This window comes from Pseudomonas sp. G.S.17 (assembly GCF_038096165.1).
Taxonomy (GTDB): Bacteria; Pseudomonadota; Gammaproteobacteria; order Pseudomonadales; family Pseudomonadaceae; genus Aquipseudomonas.
The window spans coordinates 321459-339580 of the sequence record NZ_CP151076.1 but is presented as its reverse complement, the minus strand read 5'-3'; the positions used below and the strand labels follow the sequence as shown (position 1 = coordinate 339580).

Genomic DNA, 18122 nt, shown 5'->3' with positions numbered 1-18122 from the left:
CATCTGACACAAACCTGTGGGAGCGAGCTTGCTCGCGAAAAGGCCGTAGGAGCGACCGTAGGAGCGACTTTAGTCGCGAGAGGCGCGAGAGCGTCAATTGCCCTCCCGGCTAAAGCCGGTCCTACAACGATTCGCGAGCAAGCTCGCTCCCACGGTCTACCTCCGTCCTGATTTACTCAGGAATCCGCAACACCTGCCCCGGATAGATCTTGTTCACATCCTTGAGCATCGGCTTGTTGGCGTCGAAGATTTTCTGGTACTTGCTGGCGTCGCCATAAACACGCTTGGAAATAGCGCTGAGGGTGTCGCCTTTTTCAACGGTGACGAACTTAGCTTCAGTCGCAGGTGCAGCGCCAGCAGCGAGGGTCATCTGGTCGTCGACTTTTTCCACGCCGCTGATGTTGCCCAGCGTCAGCAGAATCTTCTCCTTCTCTTCCTGGCTGGCCGCTTCACCGGTGACAGTCACAGTACTGCCTTCAACTGTGGTCTGAATGTTCGGATTGCCCAGCCCTACTGCGGAGATGTGTTTTTTCAACGCTTCATCGGAAGCGCTGGCATCGCCTTGCGTAAGCGCGCCCAGAATCTTTTCGCCGGCGTCTTTCAGAAAACTAAAAATGCTCATCCATGCTTCTCCATGCGTATCGTTGGTGTGAATAGTTAACGATAGTTCGAACCAGCTCCTTCGCCGTTTGTTCCGACTAAGTGCCATCCGCCCATCTGACGGCCCGACAGGCTAGAATCAGCCGCTTGCATTGCGCAGTGGAGCGCCGATGGACATCAAACAACTAAAATTCCTGATTGCCCTGGACGAAACCCGACATTTTGGCCAGGCCGCTGCCCGGTGCAATATCACCCAGCCGACCTTGTCCATGCGCCTGCGCAACCTTGAAGAAGAACTGGATCTGCCACTGGTCAATCGCGGCCAGCGCTTTGAAGGCTTCACTGCACCCGGCGAACGAGTGCTGGCCTGGGCGCGCACGGTTCTGGCGGCCTACGACGGTTTGCAGGCCGAAGCTGCCGCCTGTCGCGGAAATCTGGTCGGCACGCTGCGGCTGGGCGTGGTGCCCTTGTCGAGCTTCGACCCGCTGCCACTGCTGCAACGCTTGCACGAAACACACCCAAACCTGCGTTTCGAGCTGTCGGCGCTGAGTTCCGAGCAGATCCTCGAACAGCTGGCGAGCAACCGGATCGATCTGGGTGTTTCCTATCTGGAACGCCTGGACACTGAACGCTTCGATGCGCTGGAACTGGCCGAGACCCGCATGGGCCTGCTTTACGACCAACGGTATTACACCTTCAAGGCAGCAGCCCTGACTTGGGCGGACCTGATCGAATTGCCGTTGGGTCTGCTGACCAGCGGTATGCATTTTCGCCAATCCATCGATCACAACTTCCACAGTCGTGGCCTGCAACCTCATCCGTTGTTGCAGACCGATGCCGTCCATCAATTGCTGCAAGCGGTGCATGGCGGTTTCTGCTGCGCGATCATGCCGCTGGACGGCGGGCTGGAAAACCTCACCGAACACCTGCGCCTGCATCCCATCGACGACGCCCGCACCCTCGCGCGCCTGGGTTTGATCATGCGCCGCAGCGCCCCGCGTTCGGCCCTGGCCGAAGCGTGCCTGGCGCTATACCAGAAAATCAGCGAAGAGCATTGATCGACGTCATCTATCGGAGCATCAGAACAAGCGATTAGACGTTATCGGACGAGAGGCCTACGCTAGGGACATTCTAGATGTCACTCTGCCGGTACTCTCCCATGCACGCCAAGCGCAAGGTCAGCACGGCGCCCGCTCAACACTCGCCCGCGCCCGACGCAAGCCAGTCCTACAACTACTCGAACCTTGCGCGCGAAGAATCAGCACGCACTGAGCTGGCCGAAGAGGTCGCTCTGGCGATTGCCTTCAACGGCATCAGCCAGGCCGTCATGTTGGTCAGCCCTACTGATCTTGAAGATTTCGTCGTCGGTTTCAGTCTGGCCAGCGGCATCGTCGCTTCGCCCGACGAAATCTATGACATCAAACTCAGTGGCTGCGGATCGGCGCAACAGGCCGAAGTTGAAATCGCCAGCCGCGCGTTCTGGAACCTCAAGCAGCAGCGCCGCCACATGGCCGGCACCAGCGGCTGTGGGTTGTGCGGTGTGGAAGCGGTAGAGCAAGCCTTACCCGAATTGAACGTATTGCCCGGCGCGCCGTTACCGCCCATTGAATGGCTGGACGGCCTGCGCCAGCGCATCGGCGAGTTCCAGCCCCTTGGCCAGCATTGCGGCGCCGTGCATGCGGCGGTTTTCATGGACAACCACGGCCAGCTGCTGCTGGGCCGCGAAGACATCGGTCGCCACAACGCCCTGGATAAATTGATCGGCGCGCTGGTGCGCCGGGAAATCCCCATGGCGGGCGGCACCGCTATTGTCACCAGTCGTTGCAGCCTGGAGCTGATCCAGAAAGTCCTGCGCGCTGGCATTCAGACGCTGGTCAGCCTGTCGTCACCCACCGGCCTGGCCCTGCAATGGGCGCGCCGTCATAACCTGAATCTAATTCACCTGCCGCAGCACAGTGCGCCGCGGGTCTACAGCCCTGCGATGGAGAATCAAGCGTGAGCATGCATAAAGAAGCCGACAACAAACCGGTCCCGCGCTACAAGCCGTACAAAGGTGCGGCCGGCGGTTGGGGCGCATTGATCAGCGTGACTCATCACTGGCTGTCCAGCGACAACGCCCTGAAAAACCTGCGCATGATGTTGAAGACCAACCAGAACGGCGGTTTCGACTGCCCGGGTTGCGCGTGGGGTGATTCGCCGGAAAGCGGCATGGTCAAGTTCTGCGAGAACGGCGCCAAGGCGGTCAACTGGGAAGCCACCAAGCGCCGCGTCGATGCTTCGTTCTTCGCCCGCTACAGCGTCAGTGCATTGCGCGAGCAAAGTGATTACTGGCTTGAATATCAAGGCCGCCTGACCGAGCCGATGACCTACGATGCCGAAACTGATCGCTACAAGCCGATCAGCTGGGACAACGCATTCGCCCTGATCGCCAAACACCTGAAGGCGCTGCCGAGCCCGAACATGGCCGAGTTCTATACCTCGGGCCGGGCGAGCAACGAAGCCGCTTATCTGTATCAGCTGTTCGTGCGCGCCTTCGGCACCAACAACTTCCCCGATTGCTCGAACATGTGCCACGAAGCCAGCGGCGTGGCGTTGTCGCAAAGCGTGGGCGTCGGCAAAGGCACGGTAACCTTCGATGACTTCGAACACGCCGATGCAATTTTCGTCCTCGGCCAAAACCCGGGCACCAACCACCCACGCATGCTCGAACCCCTGCGCGAAGCGGTAAAACGCGGCGCTCAAGTGGTCTGCGTCAACCCGCTCAAAGAGCGTGGCCTGGAACGTTTCCAGAATCCGCAGCACCCCATCGAGATGCTTACCAACGGTGACCGTCCGACCAACACCGCTTACTTCCGTCCGGCTTTGGGCGGCGACATGGCATTGCTGCGCGGCATGGCCAAGTTCCTGCTGCAATGGGAACGCGAAGCCCAGGCCGCCAATGCGCCGCTGGTCTTTGATCACGCCTTCCTCAACGAGCACACACACGGCGTGCTCGATTACCTTGCGGCCATCGACGACACTTCGTGGGAATCGATTGTCGAGCAGTCCGGGCTGCCATTGAGCGACATCGAGCAAGCGGCGCGCATGTACGCCAAAGGCAAGAACGTGATCATGTGCTGGGCGATGGGCATTACCCAGCATCGCCATTCGGTGCCGACCATCCAGGAAGTCGCCAACCTGATGCTGCTGCGCGGCAACATTGGCCGTCCCGGCGCAGGTCTGTGCCCGGTGCGCGGCCACAGTAACGTGCAGGGCGACCGGACCATGGGCATCAATGAGCGCCCACCGGCGTTCTTCCTGGATGCGCTGGAAAAACGCTTCCAGTTCAAGGTCCCGCGTGAAAACGGCCACAATGTGGTGGAAGCGATTCACGCCATGGCTGAAGGTCGCGCCAAAGTCTTCATCGGCCTGGGCGGCAACTTTGCCCAGGCCACGCCGGACAGCACGCGCACCGTTGCCGCGCTGGGCAATTGCGACCTGACGGTACAGATCAGCACCAAGCTCAACCGCAGCCACCTCACCCACGGCAAGGAAGCGCTGATCCTGCCGTGCTATGGCCGCACCGACATCGACAAACAGGCCAACGGCCCGCAAGCCGTCACCGTGGAAGATTCGTTCAGCATGGTTCACGGCTCCAACGGCCAGCTGGACCCATTGTCTTCGCTGATGAAGTCCGAGCCGGCCATTATTGCCGGTATCGCCAACGCGACGCTGGGCAAGCAACCGGTGGACTGGCTGTGGCTGGTGGAGGATTACAGCCGTATTCGCGACCTGATCGCCGACACGATTCCAGGTTTCAAGGACTTCAACGAACGGGTGAAAAATCCGGGCGGTTTCTACCTGGGTAACGCGGCAGGCTCGCGTCGCTGGAACACGCCAACCACGCGCGCCAACTTCAAGGCCAACGTGCTGCCGCTGGATCTGGTGCATGAAAGCGTGCGTTCAACCGGGCAGATTCCGGACCTGATCATGCAATCGATGCGCTCCCACGATCAGTACAACACCACGATTTATGGCCTGGACGACCGTTATCGCGGCGTCAAAGGTCAGCGTGACGTGTTGTTCGTCAATGAGGCCGACATCATCCGCCTGGGCTTCCAGCCGGGTCAAAAAGCCGACCTGATCTCGATCTGGGGCGACAACCGCGAGCGTCGCGTCAAAGGCTTCACGCTGCTGGCCTTCGACATCCCGGCCGGACAAGCCGCAGCGTACTACCCGGAAGTTAATCCGCTGGTACCGCTGGAAAGCATCGGCGACGGCAGCAGCACGCCGACCTCCAAGTTCGTGGCGATTCGTCTTGAACGGGCCAGTGAGACGGCGCGGATTGTTTGATTGAGTTGCAGCCTGACGAAGTCATTCTTCAGGCTGCAGTTGCCTCGCTCAGGTATGCCCTCCCACCTGCAAGACCGTCACGGTCTGAGTGATGTCGTCCACGAGAAAAGTGGCTCGATCGCTGTAGCTCAGCCGAATCTGATGCTGCTGGACTTTAGAGCTATTCAGTACCTTGTGATTGGTGTCCCCGGCGGCCCTGGCAGCGATCAGCGGATGCTGCCCCTGGTTTACAGCGTTCTGAAACCTGTCCCACGTCGCCTGGGCCGCAACACCCAGGTGCCCAATTTTTGCTGAACGCTTGTCGATCTTCCAACTCATGAATCCGAACCTTATTGTCACTACATACATACCACCCTGCGTGGCATGAACCATGAACTGTAGTGAATCTGATCAGAGGAAGATGTCGCGCTTCTCGGAAATAACTGACAGGAAAAGCAGCGCTAAACAGGGAAGTCTGACAGAAACTTCCTAGGCGGATTCCTTGCTGATCGTAGGAATTGTCGCCCATCCACCTGATCAGTCTTTGCGGCACAGGACAAAAAAAGGCCCGTTTCGCGAGAAACGGGCCTTGATCAAGTAACCTCAGACTGTCAAAACGAGTTTAAGTTCCTTAGTGAAAACAGTAACTTAGCGATATGTGTGTCAGTCGTGTTACTCGTCGGAATTGCATTGCTACAATCTTCACTTGACCTCAGGATCGCGCCGTCATCCCTATGAGGTTCCCTACATGAAGTATTCCTCGATTCTGTTGTTGTCACTCACCCTGGCCAGTGGTTTCGCCTCAGCAGGCGGTACGCTCGAATCCGGTGTGGGCGGAGCATTGGGTGGGGTACTCGGTTCAGTTGTCGGCCAGCAAATAGGCGGCAGCACAGGTGCAGCGATTGGCGCTGGTCTGGGCGGCGCAGGTGGCGCGGCCGTGGGTGCGGACCGTCGTAACCGTACAGAAGCCGCCATCGGTGGCGGTCTGGGCGCAGCAGGCGGTAACGTGATCGGCCGTAGCGTCGGTGGCAACACCGGCAGCCTGGTCGGCGCAGCCGCAGGTGGCGGCGCAGGTGGTGCGCTGGGTAACTATATGGGCAACGAAAGCCGTAACGACGAGCGTTCGGACCGTCGCTATCGTGGCGATGATCGCCGCCACTATGATCGTGGCCATGGCCCGCGCGGTCACGCTTACGGTCATCGCAAAAACCATCGCGACTATCGTCACCGTTAATTGATCCGTTAACGCGTTATCCAGCACGGGCCGCCCTTGAAGCGGCCCGTGTTGCATTCAGACGGCCAATACCTGCAGAGCCTCGCGCAGTGCGTCAGGCAGCGTTACCGGCAGATTCGACGCCCGATCCACGAACACATGAACAAAGCGGCCCGCCGCACAAGCGTCATCCTCACCCACCTTGAAGACCGCCAGCTCATATTGCACCGAGCTATTGCCGAGCTTCGCCACGCGCAGGCCGACTTCGATCAAATCCGGGTAGGCAATCGACGCAAAATAATCGCACGAAGAACTCACCACAAACCCCACCACCGCACCGTCATGAATATCCAGCCCGCCGCGTTCGATCAGGTAGGTATTCACCGTGGAATCGAAGAAGCTGTAGTAGGCCACATTGTTCACGTGGCCATAGATGTCGTTGTCGTGCCAGCGCGTGGTGATGGGCTGGAAGTGGCGATAGTCGGTGCGTTGAGTCATGGGATTCCTTTTGATAATCATGTACTGGCCTTAACAACGCCTCCGTAGGACTGGCTTTAGCCGGGAGGGCGTGCTCCCGGCTAAAGCCGGTCCTACAGATTGGAGGGCGTGCTCCCGGCTGAAGCCGGTCCTACAAATTGGACGTTTGCCGCACGACACCACAGCCATTGGCTCTCACCCACTCCCGCACTTGCGCATACGGATAATCCTCCAACGCAGCAAAACCACCAATGGCGCGAGCCTTGAGTTTGGTGAACAACGGCACGCTGATGCCGCACAGAAAGCGCGTCAGGCATTCAGTGCCCGGCGCGGCGTCCTTGTATTCCTCGTGCTTGCGTATGAACTCGCCGCACAGCTGCTGGAAGTCCTTGCTGACCAGCTCCGGCAAGGCTGGCGGCTCGGGCAGGCGGGCGACGTTACCCGCGCACACCGAACAATGCCCGCAACGCTGTGGCGCGTTGTGGTCACCGAAATAATCCGCGAGACGCTGGCTCAAGCATTGCTCACTGGCAAACAGATCGAGCATGGCGTGAATGCGCGCAACCTCGGTCGCCTCGTGATCGGTGAAGTAATCGTGCAACTCGGTGCTCAGGGCATCGGCATCGAAATCGCTGACCAGCACGCTGTACACCTCGGTGACCTGCTTGCTTTCCAGCTCGATCCAGCCCTTCTCATGAAAGTAATCCAGCGCCGTCACCACCCGCCCACGCTCGGCCTGATGCTGTTGATACAAGGTGTCGAAGTTGACCGTCGCCCAGGTGCGCGCCCGCGTAGAGGTGTCGATCAAGGCCTGCACGAACTGCTGACGCTCGCCTTCAAAACGCTGCACCAAGGCTGCAGGCTCAAGCAGAAACTTGAAGCGATACTCGGCGAAGTACGAATAACGCGGTGCGATCAGCCCGCGCAGCTCCAGTTGCACCAATAGCGTCTTCAGCGGCAACTGGCGAATATTGCTTTGATCGGCCAGCGGCCCCAGGAGGAATTCCCACTGCCCTTGGGGAATCGCATCCAGCACATCTTCGAGCACACAGCGAATCCCGTCATGTTCCGGCGTATCGCCGTAGACGAAGTTCTCCAGCACGTTGAGGCTGTCGCGATTGGCCAGCACCAGACAATCGGACGGCGCGCCATCACGCCCGGCGCGGCCGATTTCCTGGCTGTAGTTTTCGATGGATTTGGGCAGATCGAAGTGCACCACGTTGCGGATGTCACTTTTGTCGATGCCCATGCCGAAGGCGATGGTCGCGACGATGCAATTGAGCTGGCCGCCCATGAAACGCTTCTGGATCGACTCACGCTGATCGTGGGGCAAACCGGCGTGGTAAGCGCTGGCCTCCAGGCCGTTCTGGCGCAGATGCGTGGCAATGTATTCGGCGGTTTTTTGCAAGGTGACGTAAACGATGGTCGGCTCGCCTGCCTTGGGGCTCAACCATTCCACCAGACGTCGACGCTTGTCTGCGCCTTTCACCGGCTCGACCCACAAATTCAGATTGGCCCGATAGAAGCCCGTCGTCACCACATCGTCCGGGGCAATGGCGAATTTGCTCTGCATGTCGGCGATCACTTGCGGTGTCGCCGTGGCCGTCAGCAACAAGGCTTGTGGGATGTTGAACTCGCGCTGGTAGTCCGGCAGCTTGAGGTAGTCCGGACGGAAGTTGTGGCCCCATTCGGAAATACAGTGCGCTTCATCCACCACCAGCAGGGAAATCGGCACCTGGGTGATGAAGTGGCGGAAGCGCTCATTCTTCAGACGCTCCACCGAAATCATCAGGATTTTCAGCTCACCGGAGCGCGCCCGCGCCATGACCTGCGCCACCTCATCGCGGCTCTGCGCCGAATCGATACTCGCCGCCGCGATGCCGTGACGTTGCAGGAATGCCAACTGGTCCTGAATCAGCGCCAGCAGCGGCGAGACCACCAGCGTCAGGTGCGGCAACAACAACGCCGGCAACTGATAACACAGCGATTTACCGGACCCGGTGGGGAAAATTGCCGCAGCCGAACGCCCTGCCAACACGGCGCTGATCGCCGCTTCCTGACCGGCGCGAAACTGCGGATAACCGAAAACCTGCTCAAGCGTCTTGTACATAAAGCGGCCACTCCATTGACGGCTATTGGGTGTGAAACCATAGCCCGCAGGTTGTACCCATGGAAGGAGTAAACCGTTACTGAAATTGGGTCGCAGGATACAGGTTGGGCACATCAGGCCTATTTCATTTTTCAGCTCGATGGCTGTGGAGCATGCTCATCGGATTTGGCTTGCTCGCGATCCTTATCCGAAGGCTCCTTGATCCGATACCACGCCACATACAGCGCGGGCAAAAACAGCAGCGTCAGCAAGGTGGCGATGATGATGCCGCCGATCATCGCGTAGGCCATCGGCCCCCAGAACACTTCCCGGGCAATCGGGATCATGCCCAGGCTCGCGGCCGCGGCGGTCAGCAGGATCGGTCGACGCCGGTGCTGGGTGGCCTGAGCCACTGCATCCCACGGCAGATAGCCATCACGCTCGTAGATATTGATCTGCGTGACCAGAATCACCGAGTTACGAATGATGATGCCGATCAGCGCCAGAATCCCGAGAATCGCCACGAAGCCCATGGGCGTTCCCGTGGGAATCAGCGCCAACACCACGCCAATCAAACCGAGAGGCGCGACGCTGGCCACCAGGAACATCTTCTGCACACTGTGCAGCTGAATCATCAGGAACGTCGCCATCAGGAAGATCATCAACGGCACCACGCTGGCAATCGGGCCTTGAGCCTTGGCGCTCTCTTCTACGGTGCCGCCCGTGGCGACTTTGTAGCCGACGGGCAGGCCCGCGTTGAACTTGTCGATCTCCGGCTTGAGTTCCTTGACCAGATCAGTGGGCTGCATGGCATCGGCCACAGCGGCTTTCACGGTGATGGTCGGCTTGCGGTCGCGGCGCCAGACCAGCGGCTGCTCCATTTCATAGCGCACGGTGGCAAACGCCAGCAGCGGAATCGACGTGCCGCCGGGCGTGACGATCTGCAGGTTTTGCAGGGTTTCCGGCGATCCACGTTCGGCATCTTCTGCACGACCCACTACGTTGATCAGGTAAATATCGTCGCGGACCTGAGTCACCGCCGAGCCGCTGACCACGCTGTTCATCAGTTGCGCGACGTCTTCGGAAGACAACCCAAGCTGGCGCGCCTTGTCCTGATTGATATCGATGCGCAGGACTTTGCCTGGCTCGTTCCAGTCGTAGATCATCTCTCCGACGTGAGGATTCTTGTCCAGCAACGTGGCCAGCTCGATGGCGTGCTGCCGCACCTTGTCGATGTTTTCGCCGCTGACGCGATATTGCAGCGGACGCCCCACCGGCGGGCCCATTTCCAGCGGCTGCACGTAACTGCCGATGCCGACGAACTCGTCGCGCAGGCGTTTGTTCAGGCGTTCGGTCAGACCGCCGCGCTCTTCCAGGCCCTTGCTGACGATTACCAGCTGCGCATAGAACGGGTTTTCCAGTTGCTGGTCCAGCGGCAGATAGAAACGCAAGGCGCCCTGACCGATGTAGGTGCTCCAGCGCACGATGTCCGGATCATCCTTGAGCGTCGCTTCGAAACGGTCGACGGCCTTGATGGTTTCGTTGATCGAGGCATTCTGCGGCAGGTTGAGGTCGACGAGGATTTCCGGACGATCCGAGGACGGGAAAAACTGGTTCTGCACAAACTGCATGGAGAACACCGCGCCGACGAACAACAGCACAGTAATGATGATGGTCATCCAGCGATGACGCATCGCCCAGAGCATGCTGCTGTTGAAACCACGTGCGATCCGGCCTTCTTTCTCGGGCTTTTTCTTGAGGTTGGTGCTGAGGATATGCACGCCGATCACCGGCGCAAACAGCACGGCGACGACCCAGGACACCAGCATCGCCACGGCAATTACTGCGAACAGCGTGAAGGTGTATTCCCCCGCCGAACTGGCGTTGAGCCCGATGGGCACGAAGCCGGCCACCGTCACCAGCGTACCGGTGAGCATCGGAAAGGCCGTCGAGGTGTAGGCAAAGGTTGCCGCCTGCTCCTTGGTCTCCCCCAGCTCCAGGCGCGTGACCATCATCTCCACGGTGATCATCGCATCATCCACCAACAGGCCGAGGGCAATGATCAGTGCGCCAAGGGAAATACGCTGCATGGTGATGCCGCTGTATTCCATGAACACGAAGACCATTGCCAGCACCAGCGGGATCGAACACGCCACCACCAGCCCGGCGCGCACGCCGAGGCTGACGAAGCTGACAATCAGCACGATCACCACGGCTTCGAACAGCGCGCTAGTGAAGCCGCCGACAGCTTTCTCAACCACTTCAGCCTGATCCGACACGTTGTGTACGCCGACGCCCACCGGCAAGTCCGCCGTGGCATCGGTCATGCGCTGGTGCAGGGCTTTGCCGAAGTCCTGGATATTGCCGCCCTTCTTCATGGCAATCGCCAGACCGATGGCGGGTTTGCCGTTGAAGCGGAACAGCGGTTTCGGCGGATCGGTGTAACCGCGAGAGATTTCCGCAATGTCACTGAGGCGATAAAAACGGTCGTTGAGGCGCAGATTGACCGCAGCCAGATCCTTCTCCGAGGCGAACTGCCCGGAGGTCCGCACGGAGATCCGCTCCGGCCCGGCTTCGATGACGCCAGCCGGGGTCACGGCGTTTTGCGATTGCAGGCTTTGCACCACCTGGCGCTGATCCAGGCCCAGCGCTGCGAGTTTGCGAGTGGAGAAATTCAGGTACAGAACTTCGTCCTGCTGGCCGATCATCTCGACCTTGCCGAGCCCCGGCACTTCGCGGATTTCGGTTCTGACTTGCTCCACATAGTCGCGCAGCTGACGCATGGAGAAGCCGTCGGCGGTAAAGGCATAGATCGAGCCGTACACATCGCCGAACTCGTCATTGAAAAACGGGCCCTGCATGCCTTGGGGGAATTGGCTGCGGATGTCGTCGATCTTTTTGCGCACCTGATACCAGATTTCCGGAATCGCCTTGGCGTCGGTGGTGTCGCGCAAGTTGACCAGAATGGTCGACTCGCCGGGACGCGTGTAGCTTTTCACGTAGTCCAGCGAGTCCAGCTCTTCGAGCTTTTTCTCGATGCGGTCGGTGACTTGTTCCAGGGTTTCGTCCACCGTCGCGCCCGGCCAGCGGGTTTGTACGACCATGGTCTTGATGGTGAAGGACGGGTCTTCTTCGCGGCCCAGGTTGATGTACGAAAAAACCCCCATCAGCAGCGCGACGAACATCAGGTACCAGACGAATGACTGGTGCTTGATGGCCCATTCGGACAGGTTGAAATTCCCTTTCATCGCGGGCTTTCCTTATCGACTTTGACTTTCTGACCGGGCTTGAGGCTGTTGACGCCAGCACTGACCACCCGTTCGCCCGGCTTGACGCCGTTGCTCAGCACAAACGAGTCGTCGTTGCGACTCACGACATTGACGGCGCGGGGGCTGACGGTCTGGTTCTGCATGTCGACGATCCAGATTTGCGCTTTGCCGTCGACCTCCTGCAGCGCATTGATCGGCAGTTCGGTACGCGACGCGATGGTCGAACTGAGGCTGACGCTGACCGCCGTGCCAAGGCGAAACGCAGCGGGCGTATCGGTCAAAGTCAGGCGCGCACGACGAGTGCGGGTCGAGCGCTCGGCCTGGGGTTCAATTTCCCGCAACGTGGCAGTGGTGCTGATGATCGGGTCAAGCTGGCTGGCGACCTTGAATTCGACGTCCGGCGGCAGCTGTTCGGCCAAGGTCGCGGGCAGATCAATCACCGCTTCCTTGATGTCCGGGCGCGCCAGGGTGACAACTTCCTGTCCGGCGGTCACCACCTGGCCGGCTTCGACTTGCCAACGGGTGACCACAGCAGCGTGATCGGTGCGCAGCTCGCTGTAGCTGAGCTGATCCTGCGCCTGACGCAACGCCGCGCGCGCCTGTGCGAGAGACGAGCCGGTGGTTTTCAGATCCGTCAGCGCGATGTCCAATTGGGCTTGGGCACCTACGCCACGGTCGAATAATTCCTGCTGGCGACGGGCATTGGCCTGGGTGTTGATCCACTGCGCCTCGATCCGGGCCAGATCGCCCTGACTGGCGCGCACATTGTTCTGTTGGTCGGTGGGGTCAAGTGTGGCGAGCAAGGCGCCCTTCTCCACTTCGCTGCCGACATCGACGTTGCGTCGGGCAATGCGTCCGCCGACACGGAAGCCCAGCGTACTTTCGTAGCGGGCTTCGATGCTGCCGGCAAAGCGCCCCAGACTCTCTTCGGTCAGGGATTGGGCCTCGACGAACAACACCGGCCGCACTGGTTCCGGCGCTGGCTCTTCCTTGGCGCAACCACTTAACAGGCTCATCAACAGGATGCAGGAAAGACGTTTCATGGTTGCGTTCCTACCGTCTGCTTTGGCTCAGTGTCAGCCACTTCGACGTGCATGTCTGGATGCAACAACTGCCCACCCGCGACCACGACTTTTTCGCCGCCTTGCAGCCCGTCGGTAATAATCACTTTGGCTGTCAGATAACGCCCGACCGTCACGCCACGCAGTTGCACTTTGCCTTGGTCGTCCACTACCCACACTGCTGGCTGGCCCAATTGCTCGCCCAGGCCTTTGGTCAGCGCCGCCCATGGCAATTCAACGCTGGCCTTGCCCGGCGCACTCAACGCCACGCTGACCACCGAACCCAGATCCATGCCGGCCGGTAACTGAGTCAAGGCGACTTTCACTTGCAGCGTGCCGGTTTCGGCAGATACCGCAGGCGTCACTTCGCGCACCTTGCCGCTGGCCTTGATCTGCGGATTGTCGAGTAACGTCACTTGCACCGGCTGATGGGTGGGGGGCTCAACGAACAGCGATTCGTAAACATTGAATACCGCGTCGCGCTCGCCATCGCGGGCCAGGCCGAAAATCGGCATGGTCGCCTGTACCACTTGCCCGACTTCCGCCTGACGCGAGGTAATGACGCCAGGCACTTCGGCAATCAGAGCGGTGTAACCCAGTTGCTCCCGGGCGTTGGCCAGTTGCGCCTGAGCGGCTTTGAGCGCGCTTTGGCTGCTGCGCAACGCCGCTTGCGCCGAATCGTATTCGCTGCGACTGGTGTAACCCTTGGGCAGCAGTTTTTCCTGACGCACGAACGCGGCGCTGGTCTGCGTCACCCGCGCCTGCTGCGCTGCAACCTCGGCAGTGGCCGAATCGACATTGGTCTGCAAATCCTTGGGATCAAGCTTTGCCAGGACCTGACGCGCAGACACCCGGTCGCCGACATCCACCATGCGCTGGATGATCTTGCCGCCGACCCGGAACGAAAGCTGGGTCTGCACCCGCGCCTGAATATCACCGGTCAGCGCAACCTTCGCGGCAAAATCCATCGTCTGAACCTGCTGCACGCGCACCCTTGGCAGTTGCGGTTCCGGCGGTTTATCTTCGCCGCAGCCGCCCAGCAGCACGAACACTGTTGCCAGTCCGAGAATGGCCAGTCTTGAAGGGGCCTGTCTTAACGGGAAAGCAGGCATGCAGACTCCTTTTGCGAATGCCGGGTGCGGCCCTGAATCAGGCGTGATGCCGCTGTGAGTATGCGACCCTGCGCATAGCCGAGGGTTCCTTGGCCAGATAAACTCCTGACGCACTGATATCAGGCAGTTTTATGCCGCAAGGAGCATCAATGCTCAAGACTCTGGCTGTCGCCAATTACCGCTCGATCAACACGCTGATCGTTCCGCTGGAACGCCTGAATGTCATCACCGGCCCCAATGGCAGTGGCAAGTCGAACCTGTACCGTGCCTTGCGTTTGCTCGCCGAAACGGCGCAAGGCGGGGTGATCAATGCCTTGGCGCGTGAAGGCGGGCTGGACTCCACATTCTGGGCCGGGCCGGAGAAACTGTCCCGGCGCATGCGCAACGGCGAAGTCGAGGTACAAGGCGGGCCACGGCAGCACGTCAGACGCCTGCGCCTCGGATTTGCCGGGGAAGATTTCAGCTACGCCATTTCTCTGGGCCTGCCGGACAAAATCCTTAGCGCGTTTGCCCTGGACCCAGAGATCAAGAAGGAATGCATCTGGGCCGGACCGCTGTTTCGCCCGGCGAGTTTGCTGGTGCAACGCAGCGGCCCGATGATCCGCGCTCGCGAAGGCCGGGACTGGGATGTCCTGGCGCAGCACACGCAGGCGTTTGACAGCCTGTTCGATCAGGTCGGCAGCATGCGCAGTTGCCCGGAAGTCCTGCAACTGCGGGAAACCATTCGCGGCTGGCGCTTTTATGATCACTTTCGCAGCGACGCCGACGCGCCAGTACGCCGCCCGCAACTTGGCACCCGCACGCCGGTGCTGCATCACGACGGCCGCGACCTGGCCGCTGCGTTGCAAACCATTCTAGAAATCGGTGATTCCCAGGCGCTGCATGCCGCCATCAGCGACGCCTTCCCCGGTGCAAGCCTGAAAATCGACGCCGTACCCGGCGGCCAGTTCGCGGTGCTGTTCCATCAGGAAGGTTTACTGCGGCCACTTTCGGCAGCCGAACTGTCAGACGGCACCTTGCGCTATCTGCTGCTGATCGCCGCCCTGCTCACCCCACGCCCACCCACGATGATGGTCCTCAACGAACCGGAAACCAGCCTGCATCCTGATCTACTTCCGGCACTGGCCCGATTGATTATCAAGGCTTCGCATAGCTGCCAGATGTGGGTGGTTTCCCACGCCTCGCGCCTCATCGCCGCACTTGGGCAAGACCCGGAATGCAACGCCATTGAACTGGAAAAGGTGCTGGGGCAGACGGGGATTGTCGGGCAAGGAATGCTGGATGCGCCGGCGTGGCATTGGCCGGATTGAGGTTTCAGGTGGAAGTCGCCCGAGCTACAGTTTTCGCGGGCAAGCCTCCAACGGATCGGCGGGGCGGGGCGGGGCGAAGTATGAGACTTATCAGTGAGTATTTTTGTCAACGCAAGTAACTGAACACGTGCTCCGTTGGAGCGAGGCTTGCCCGCGAATGGGGCTAGCGGATTTTTGGCTCAGGTTGAGCTGGCAATCTCAACGCTCTTCGACGTGATCCAGCGAGCGTTCCAGTTCGGTTTTGGCCATGGTGATCAGATGCACCACCGAGAACGCCAGATCGCGTTTCGGGCCGTTCAGGCAGTCGCCGGTTTCGTAGGCGGTAGCGGCGGCGCAGCTGAGCAATTCAGCGACGTGCAGCAAGGATGTTTCGAGTGAGAATGGTGCTGAATCTGAGGTTGCCTTGAGCATTATTATTTCCCTTGTACTCGCTAAGCCCTATCACTGCAATTGAGTGACGGGACGCAGACTAATGCCCGCAATTGACGGGCGCAAGGGCTCGGGATTTTCTCGGAAACTTCACGCAAGGGATAAGGAAATGGATGCAGGAAACGTCTGTAGGACGTAGGAATTTGCTCAAAATCCGTAGGAGCGACCGGGTGGCGATCCACCTTGCTCGCGAATCGGTGGACCAGCCAACAGATCTGTTGGCTGGTCTGGACTCTTCGCGGGCAAGCCTCGCTCCAACAGGGTCAGCAATATAATCAGCTACCCGCACCACCATGCGCTTCTTCGAAGAAGTAATCCTTCCAGCTCGCTGCCTTGTTTTTCAACACGCCCAGTTCCTGCAGTTTTTCGGCGTAGATGAAGGTGCGCTGCGGCACGACGGTGAAGTCGATTTCCGGATCGGCGACGATTTTCTCGACCAGCGCCAGCGGCAGTTTGGACTGCTCGACCTTGATGTAGGTCTTGGCGGCAGCGGGCATGTCGGCCTTGATGATCTTCTCTGCTTCAGCCAGCGCGTCATAGAACGCTTTGTAGGTTTTCGGGTTTTCGTCGTGGAATTTCTGCGTGGTGTAGAGCACGTTGAACGTTGCCTGACCGCCCAGCACGTCATAGGAACTCAGCACTTTGTGCACGTTGGGGTTTTCCAGTTCCTGGTACTGGAACGGCGGGCTGGAGAAGTGCGAGTTGATTTCCGAGCCGCCAGCGATCAGCGCCGAGGTGGCGTCCGGGTGGGCCAGGCTCACGGAAATGTTGTCGAATTTCTTGAAGTTGTCATTGCCGAACTGCTTGGCGGTTTCGATCTGCAAGGTGCGCGACTGGAAGCCCACGCCAGCGGCTGGCACAGCGAGGCGATCCTTCTCGGTGAAATCCTTGAGGGTTTTCACGTTGGGATTGTTGGTCAGCAAGTAGTTGGGCATCGAACCCAGCGAGGCGATGGCCTTGACGTTCTGTTTGCCTTTGGTGCGGTCCCAGATAGTCAGCATCGGCGGCACGCCAGCCGACACCACGTCCAGCGCGCCAGCCAGCAAGGCTTCATTCATCGCGGTGGCGCCGGAAATGCTGTTCCAGTCGACCTTGATCTCAACGCCCTGCTCCTTGCCGTGTTTCTCGATCAACTGCTGATCGCGCACCACGTCGAGGATCAGATAGCCGATACCAAACTGCTGGGCGATGCTGATCTTGCCTTCGGCCTGAGCGCCGCTGCTGAGCAGACCTATGGTTGCGGCCAGCGCGATGAGGGCTGGGTGTTTAAAAGAAATTGCCATGTAAACCTCATTAGGATTCGTTGGAGGCTTGCACGCGAAGAGCGATAACGCGGCAAGCCTCCAACAGATGTAGGAATTTCAATCAAGTCAGCGCTGCATGCCCCAGCGTTTGACGGTCAGGCGTTCGATGTTGGCGAACAGCAGGTTTTCCACCAGCAGGCCGATCAGGATCACCGCAGCCAGCCCGGCGAAAACCTTGTCGGTGTACAGCTCGTTGCGATTCTGGAAGATGTACCAGCCCAGGCCGCCCTTGCCGGACGACGCGCCAAATACCAGCTCGGCGGCGATCAAGGTGCGCCAGGCGAAAGCCCAGCCGATTTTCAGACCGGCCAGGATCGACGGCAGCGCAGCCGGGATCAGGATGTACCAGACAAAACGCAAGCCTTTGAGACCGTAGTTGCGACCGGCCATGCGCTGGGTTTCGGAAACCCCGAGAAAGCCCGCATACGTGTTGAGCGCCAATGCCCACAACACCGAATGCACCAATACGAAAATCAGGCTGTTCTGACCCAGACCAAACCACAGCAAGGACAACGGCAGCAACGCGATGGCCGGCAACGGGTTGAACATGGCGGTCAAGGTGCTGAGCAGGTCGCGGCCCAATTGGGTGGAAACCGCCAGTGTGGTCAGGGCGAAGGCCAGCACGATGCCGATCAAATAGCCCTGAATCAGTACGGTGAGGGAAATCCACACTTTGCCGAGCAATTCGCCGCTGAGAATGCCGTCGTAAAACGCCGCTGCGGTTTGCAGGAAACTGGGCAGCAGCAAGTCGTTGTTCTGAATCCGCGCGGCAACTTCCCAGATCACGGCCAGCAGGATCAGGATCACGCTCTTGCGCACCCAGCTCAGTTGCCAGATGCGTTGCGCCAACGGGATTTCACGGGCCAGTTCTTCCTGGGTGAACGGCTCGAGCGTGACTTCGTATTCTTCACGAATGGGGGGTGCAAGGCTCATGGTTTGGTTCTCTG

General features: G+C 59.7%; 15 protein-coding genes. 5 read left to right on the top strand and 10 right to left on the bottom strand.

Annotated elements, in window-relative coordinates; genetic code table 11:
- Positions 1–172: 172 nt before the first annotated feature.
- Positions 173–622, bottom strand: a complete 450-nt coding sequence (lysM, locus tag AABC73_RS01505; RefSeq protein WP_341522156.1) for a peptidoglycan-binding protein LysM — start codon at positions 620–622, stop codon at positions 173–175.
- A 148-nt stretch (positions 623–770) separates the two neighbouring features.
- Between lysM and AABC73_RS01500 the strand changes: the two genes are divergently transcribed.
- The 3 genes from AABC73_RS01500 (at position 771) to AABC73_RS01490 (ending at position 4932) form a co-directional block, all read left to right on the top strand.
- Entirely contained in the window at positions 771–1658 is an 888-nt protein-coding gene (locus AABC73_RS01500; protein ID WP_341522155.1) for a LysR family transcriptional regulator, read from the top strand.
- A 101-nt stretch (positions 1659–1759) separates the two neighbouring features.
- Positions 1760–2599 (top strand): formate dehydrogenase accessory sulfurtransferase FdhD, encoded by an 840-nt coding sequence (gene fdhD / locus AABC73_RS01495; RefSeq protein ID WP_341522154.1) that lies wholly within the window; start codon positions 1760–1762, stop codon positions 2597–2599.
- Between the two features lie 2 nt (positions 2600–2601).
- Positions 2602–4932: an FdhF/YdeP family oxidoreductase gene (locus tag AABC73_RS01490; protein ID WP_341524156.1), complete on the top strand. Its 2331-nt coding sequence runs from the start codon at positions 2602–2604 to the stop codon at positions 4930–4932.
- Positions 4933–4980: 48 nt separating this feature from the next.
- On the opposite strand, the gene AABC73_RS01485 is transcribed toward AABC73_RS01490, so the two are convergent.
- The gene (locus AABC73_RS01485; RefSeq protein ID WP_341522153.1) at positions 4981–5250 is read right to left on the bottom strand and encodes a hypothetical protein; all 270 of its coding nucleotides are present in this window, start codon (positions 5248–5250) and stop codon (positions 4981–4983) included.
- 409 nt (positions 5251–5659) lie between these two features.
- Here AABC73_RS01485 and AABC73_RS01480 point away from each other — a divergent pair, with 409 nt between their 5' ends.
- The gene (locus AABC73_RS01480) at positions 5660–6145 is read left to right on the top strand and encodes a glycine zipper domain-containing protein (protein WP_065835246.1); all 486 of its coding nucleotides are present in this window, start codon (positions 5660–5662) and stop codon (positions 6143–6145) included.
- Positions 6146–6202: 57 nt separating this feature from the next.
- Here AABC73_RS01480 and AABC73_RS01475 read toward each other — a convergent pair whose 3' ends face one another.
- From AABC73_RS01475 to AABC73_RS01455, 5 genes are all read right to left on the bottom strand, one after another.
- On the bottom strand, positions 6203–6622 hold the full coding sequence (locus AABC73_RS01475) for a thioesterase family protein (RefSeq protein ID WP_341522152.1): 420 nt from the start codon (positions 6620–6622) through the stop codon (positions 6203–6205).
- Between the two features lie 130 nt (positions 6623–6752).
- The gene (locus AABC73_RS01470; RefSeq protein ID WP_341522151.1) at positions 6753–8711 is read right to left on the bottom strand and encodes a RecQ family ATP-dependent DNA helicase; all 1959 of its coding nucleotides are present in this window, start codon (positions 8709–8711) and stop codon (positions 6753–6755) included.
- Between the two features lie 131 nt (positions 8712–8842).
- Complete coding sequence (locus tag AABC73_RS01465; RefSeq protein ID WP_341522150.1) at positions 8843–11938, bottom strand: efflux RND transporter permease subunit; 3096 nt, start codon at positions 11936–11938, stop codon at positions 8843–8845.
- Positions 11935–13002, bottom strand: a complete 1068-nt coding sequence (locus AABC73_RS01460; protein WP_341522149.1) for an efflux RND transporter periplasmic adaptor subunit — start codon at positions 13000–13002, stop codon at positions 11935–11937. The genes AABC73_RS01465 and AABC73_RS01460 overlap by 4 nt, the downstream gene beginning before the upstream one ends.
- Positions 12999–14132 carry an efflux RND transporter periplasmic adaptor subunit gene (locus AABC73_RS01455; protein WP_341522148.1) on the bottom strand — a complete coding sequence of 378 codons (1134 nt, stop codon included), beginning with the start codon at positions 14130–14132 and terminating at the stop codon, positions 12999–13001. Before AABC73_RS01455 ends, AABC73_RS01460 begins: the two co-directional genes overlap by 4 nt.
- Positions 14133–14281: 149 nt before the next feature.
- Between AABC73_RS01455 and AABC73_RS01450 the strand changes: the two genes are divergently transcribed.
- Complete coding sequence (locus AABC73_RS01450; protein ID WP_341522147.1) at positions 14282–15442, top strand: AAA family ATPase; 1161 nt, start codon at positions 14282–14284, stop codon at positions 15440–15442.
- Positions 15443–15640: 198 nt separating this feature from the next.
- Here AABC73_RS01450 and AABC73_RS01445 read toward each other — a convergent pair whose 3' ends face one another.
- The 3 genes from AABC73_RS01445 to AABC73_RS01435 form a co-directional block, all read right to left on the bottom strand.
- Entirely contained in the window at positions 15641–15853 is a 213-nt protein-coding gene (locus tag AABC73_RS01445) for a DUF3077 domain-containing protein (protein WP_331151665.1), read from the bottom strand.
- A 293-nt stretch (positions 15854–16146) separates the two neighbouring features.
- Complete coding sequence (locus tag AABC73_RS01440; protein WP_341522146.1) at positions 16147–17154, bottom strand: ABC transporter substrate-binding protein; 1008 nt, start codon at positions 17152–17154, stop codon at positions 16147–16149.
- A gap of 87 nt (positions 17155–17241) precedes the next feature.
- Positions 17242–18108 (bottom strand): ABC transporter permease, encoded by an 867-nt coding sequence (locus AABC73_RS01435; protein WP_331151663.1) that lies wholly within the window; start codon positions 18106–18108, stop codon positions 17242–17244.
- Positions 18109–18122 lie beyond the last annotated feature (14 nt).

Excerpts from the sequence above, each read along its gene's own strand:
- lysM (WP_341522156.1), bottom strand. The coding sequence starts at position 622 with ATGAGCATTTTTAGTTTTCTGAAAGACGCCGGCGAAAAGATTCTGGGC.
- AABC73_RS01500 (WP_341522155.1), top strand. The coding sequence starts at position 771 with ATGGACATCAAACAACTAAAATTCCTGATTGCCCTGGACGAAACCCGA.
- fdhD (WP_341522154.1), top strand. The coding sequence starts at position 1,760 with ATGCACGCCAAGCGCAAGGTCAGCACGGCGCCCGCTCAACACTCGCCC.
- AABC73_RS01490 (WP_341524156.1), top strand. The coding sequence starts at position 2,602 with ATGCATAAAGAAGCCGACAACAAACCGGTCCCGCGCTACAAGCCGTAC.
- AABC73_RS01485 (WP_341522153.1), bottom strand. The coding sequence starts at position 5,250 with ATGAGTTGGAAGATCGACAAGCGTTCAGCAAAAATTGGGCACCTGGGT.
- AABC73_RS01480 (WP_065835246.1), top strand. The coding sequence starts at position 5,660 with ATGAAGTATTCCTCGATTCTGTTGTTGTCACTCACCCTGGCCAGTGGT.
- AABC73_RS01475 (WP_341522152.1), bottom strand. The coding sequence starts at position 6,622 with ATGACTCAACGCACCGACTATCGCCACTTCCAGCCCATCACCACGCGC.
- AABC73_RS01470 (WP_341522151.1), bottom strand. The coding sequence starts at position 8,711 with ATGTACAAGACGCTTGAGCAGGTTTTCGGTTATCCGCAGTTTCGCGCC.
- AABC73_RS01465 (WP_341522150.1), bottom strand. The coding sequence starts at position 11,938 with ATGAAAGGGAATTTCAACCTGTCCGAATGGGCCATCAAGCACCAGTCA.
- AABC73_RS01460 (WP_341522149.1), bottom strand. The coding sequence starts at position 13,002 with ATGAAACGTCTTTCCTGCATCCTGTTGATGAGCCTGTTAAGTGGTTGC.
- AABC73_RS01455 (WP_341522148.1), bottom strand. The coding sequence starts at position 14,132 with ATGCCTGCTTTCCCGTTAAGACAGGCCCCTTCAAGACTGGCCATTCTC.
- AABC73_RS01450 (WP_341522147.1), top strand. The coding sequence starts at position 14,282 with ATGCTCAAGACTCTGGCTGTCGCCAATTACCGCTCGATCAACACGCTG.
- AABC73_RS01445 (WP_331151665.1), bottom strand. The coding sequence starts at position 15,853 with ATGCTCAAGGCAACCTCAGATTCAGCACCATTCTCACTCGAAACATCC.
- AABC73_RS01440 (WP_341522146.1), bottom strand. The coding sequence starts at position 17,154 with ATGGCAATTTCTTTTAAACACCCAGCCCTCATCGCGCTGGCCGCAACC.
- AABC73_RS01435 (WP_331151663.1), bottom strand. The coding sequence starts at position 18,108 with ATGAGCCTTGCACCCCCCATTCGTGAAGAATACGAAGTCACGCTCGAG.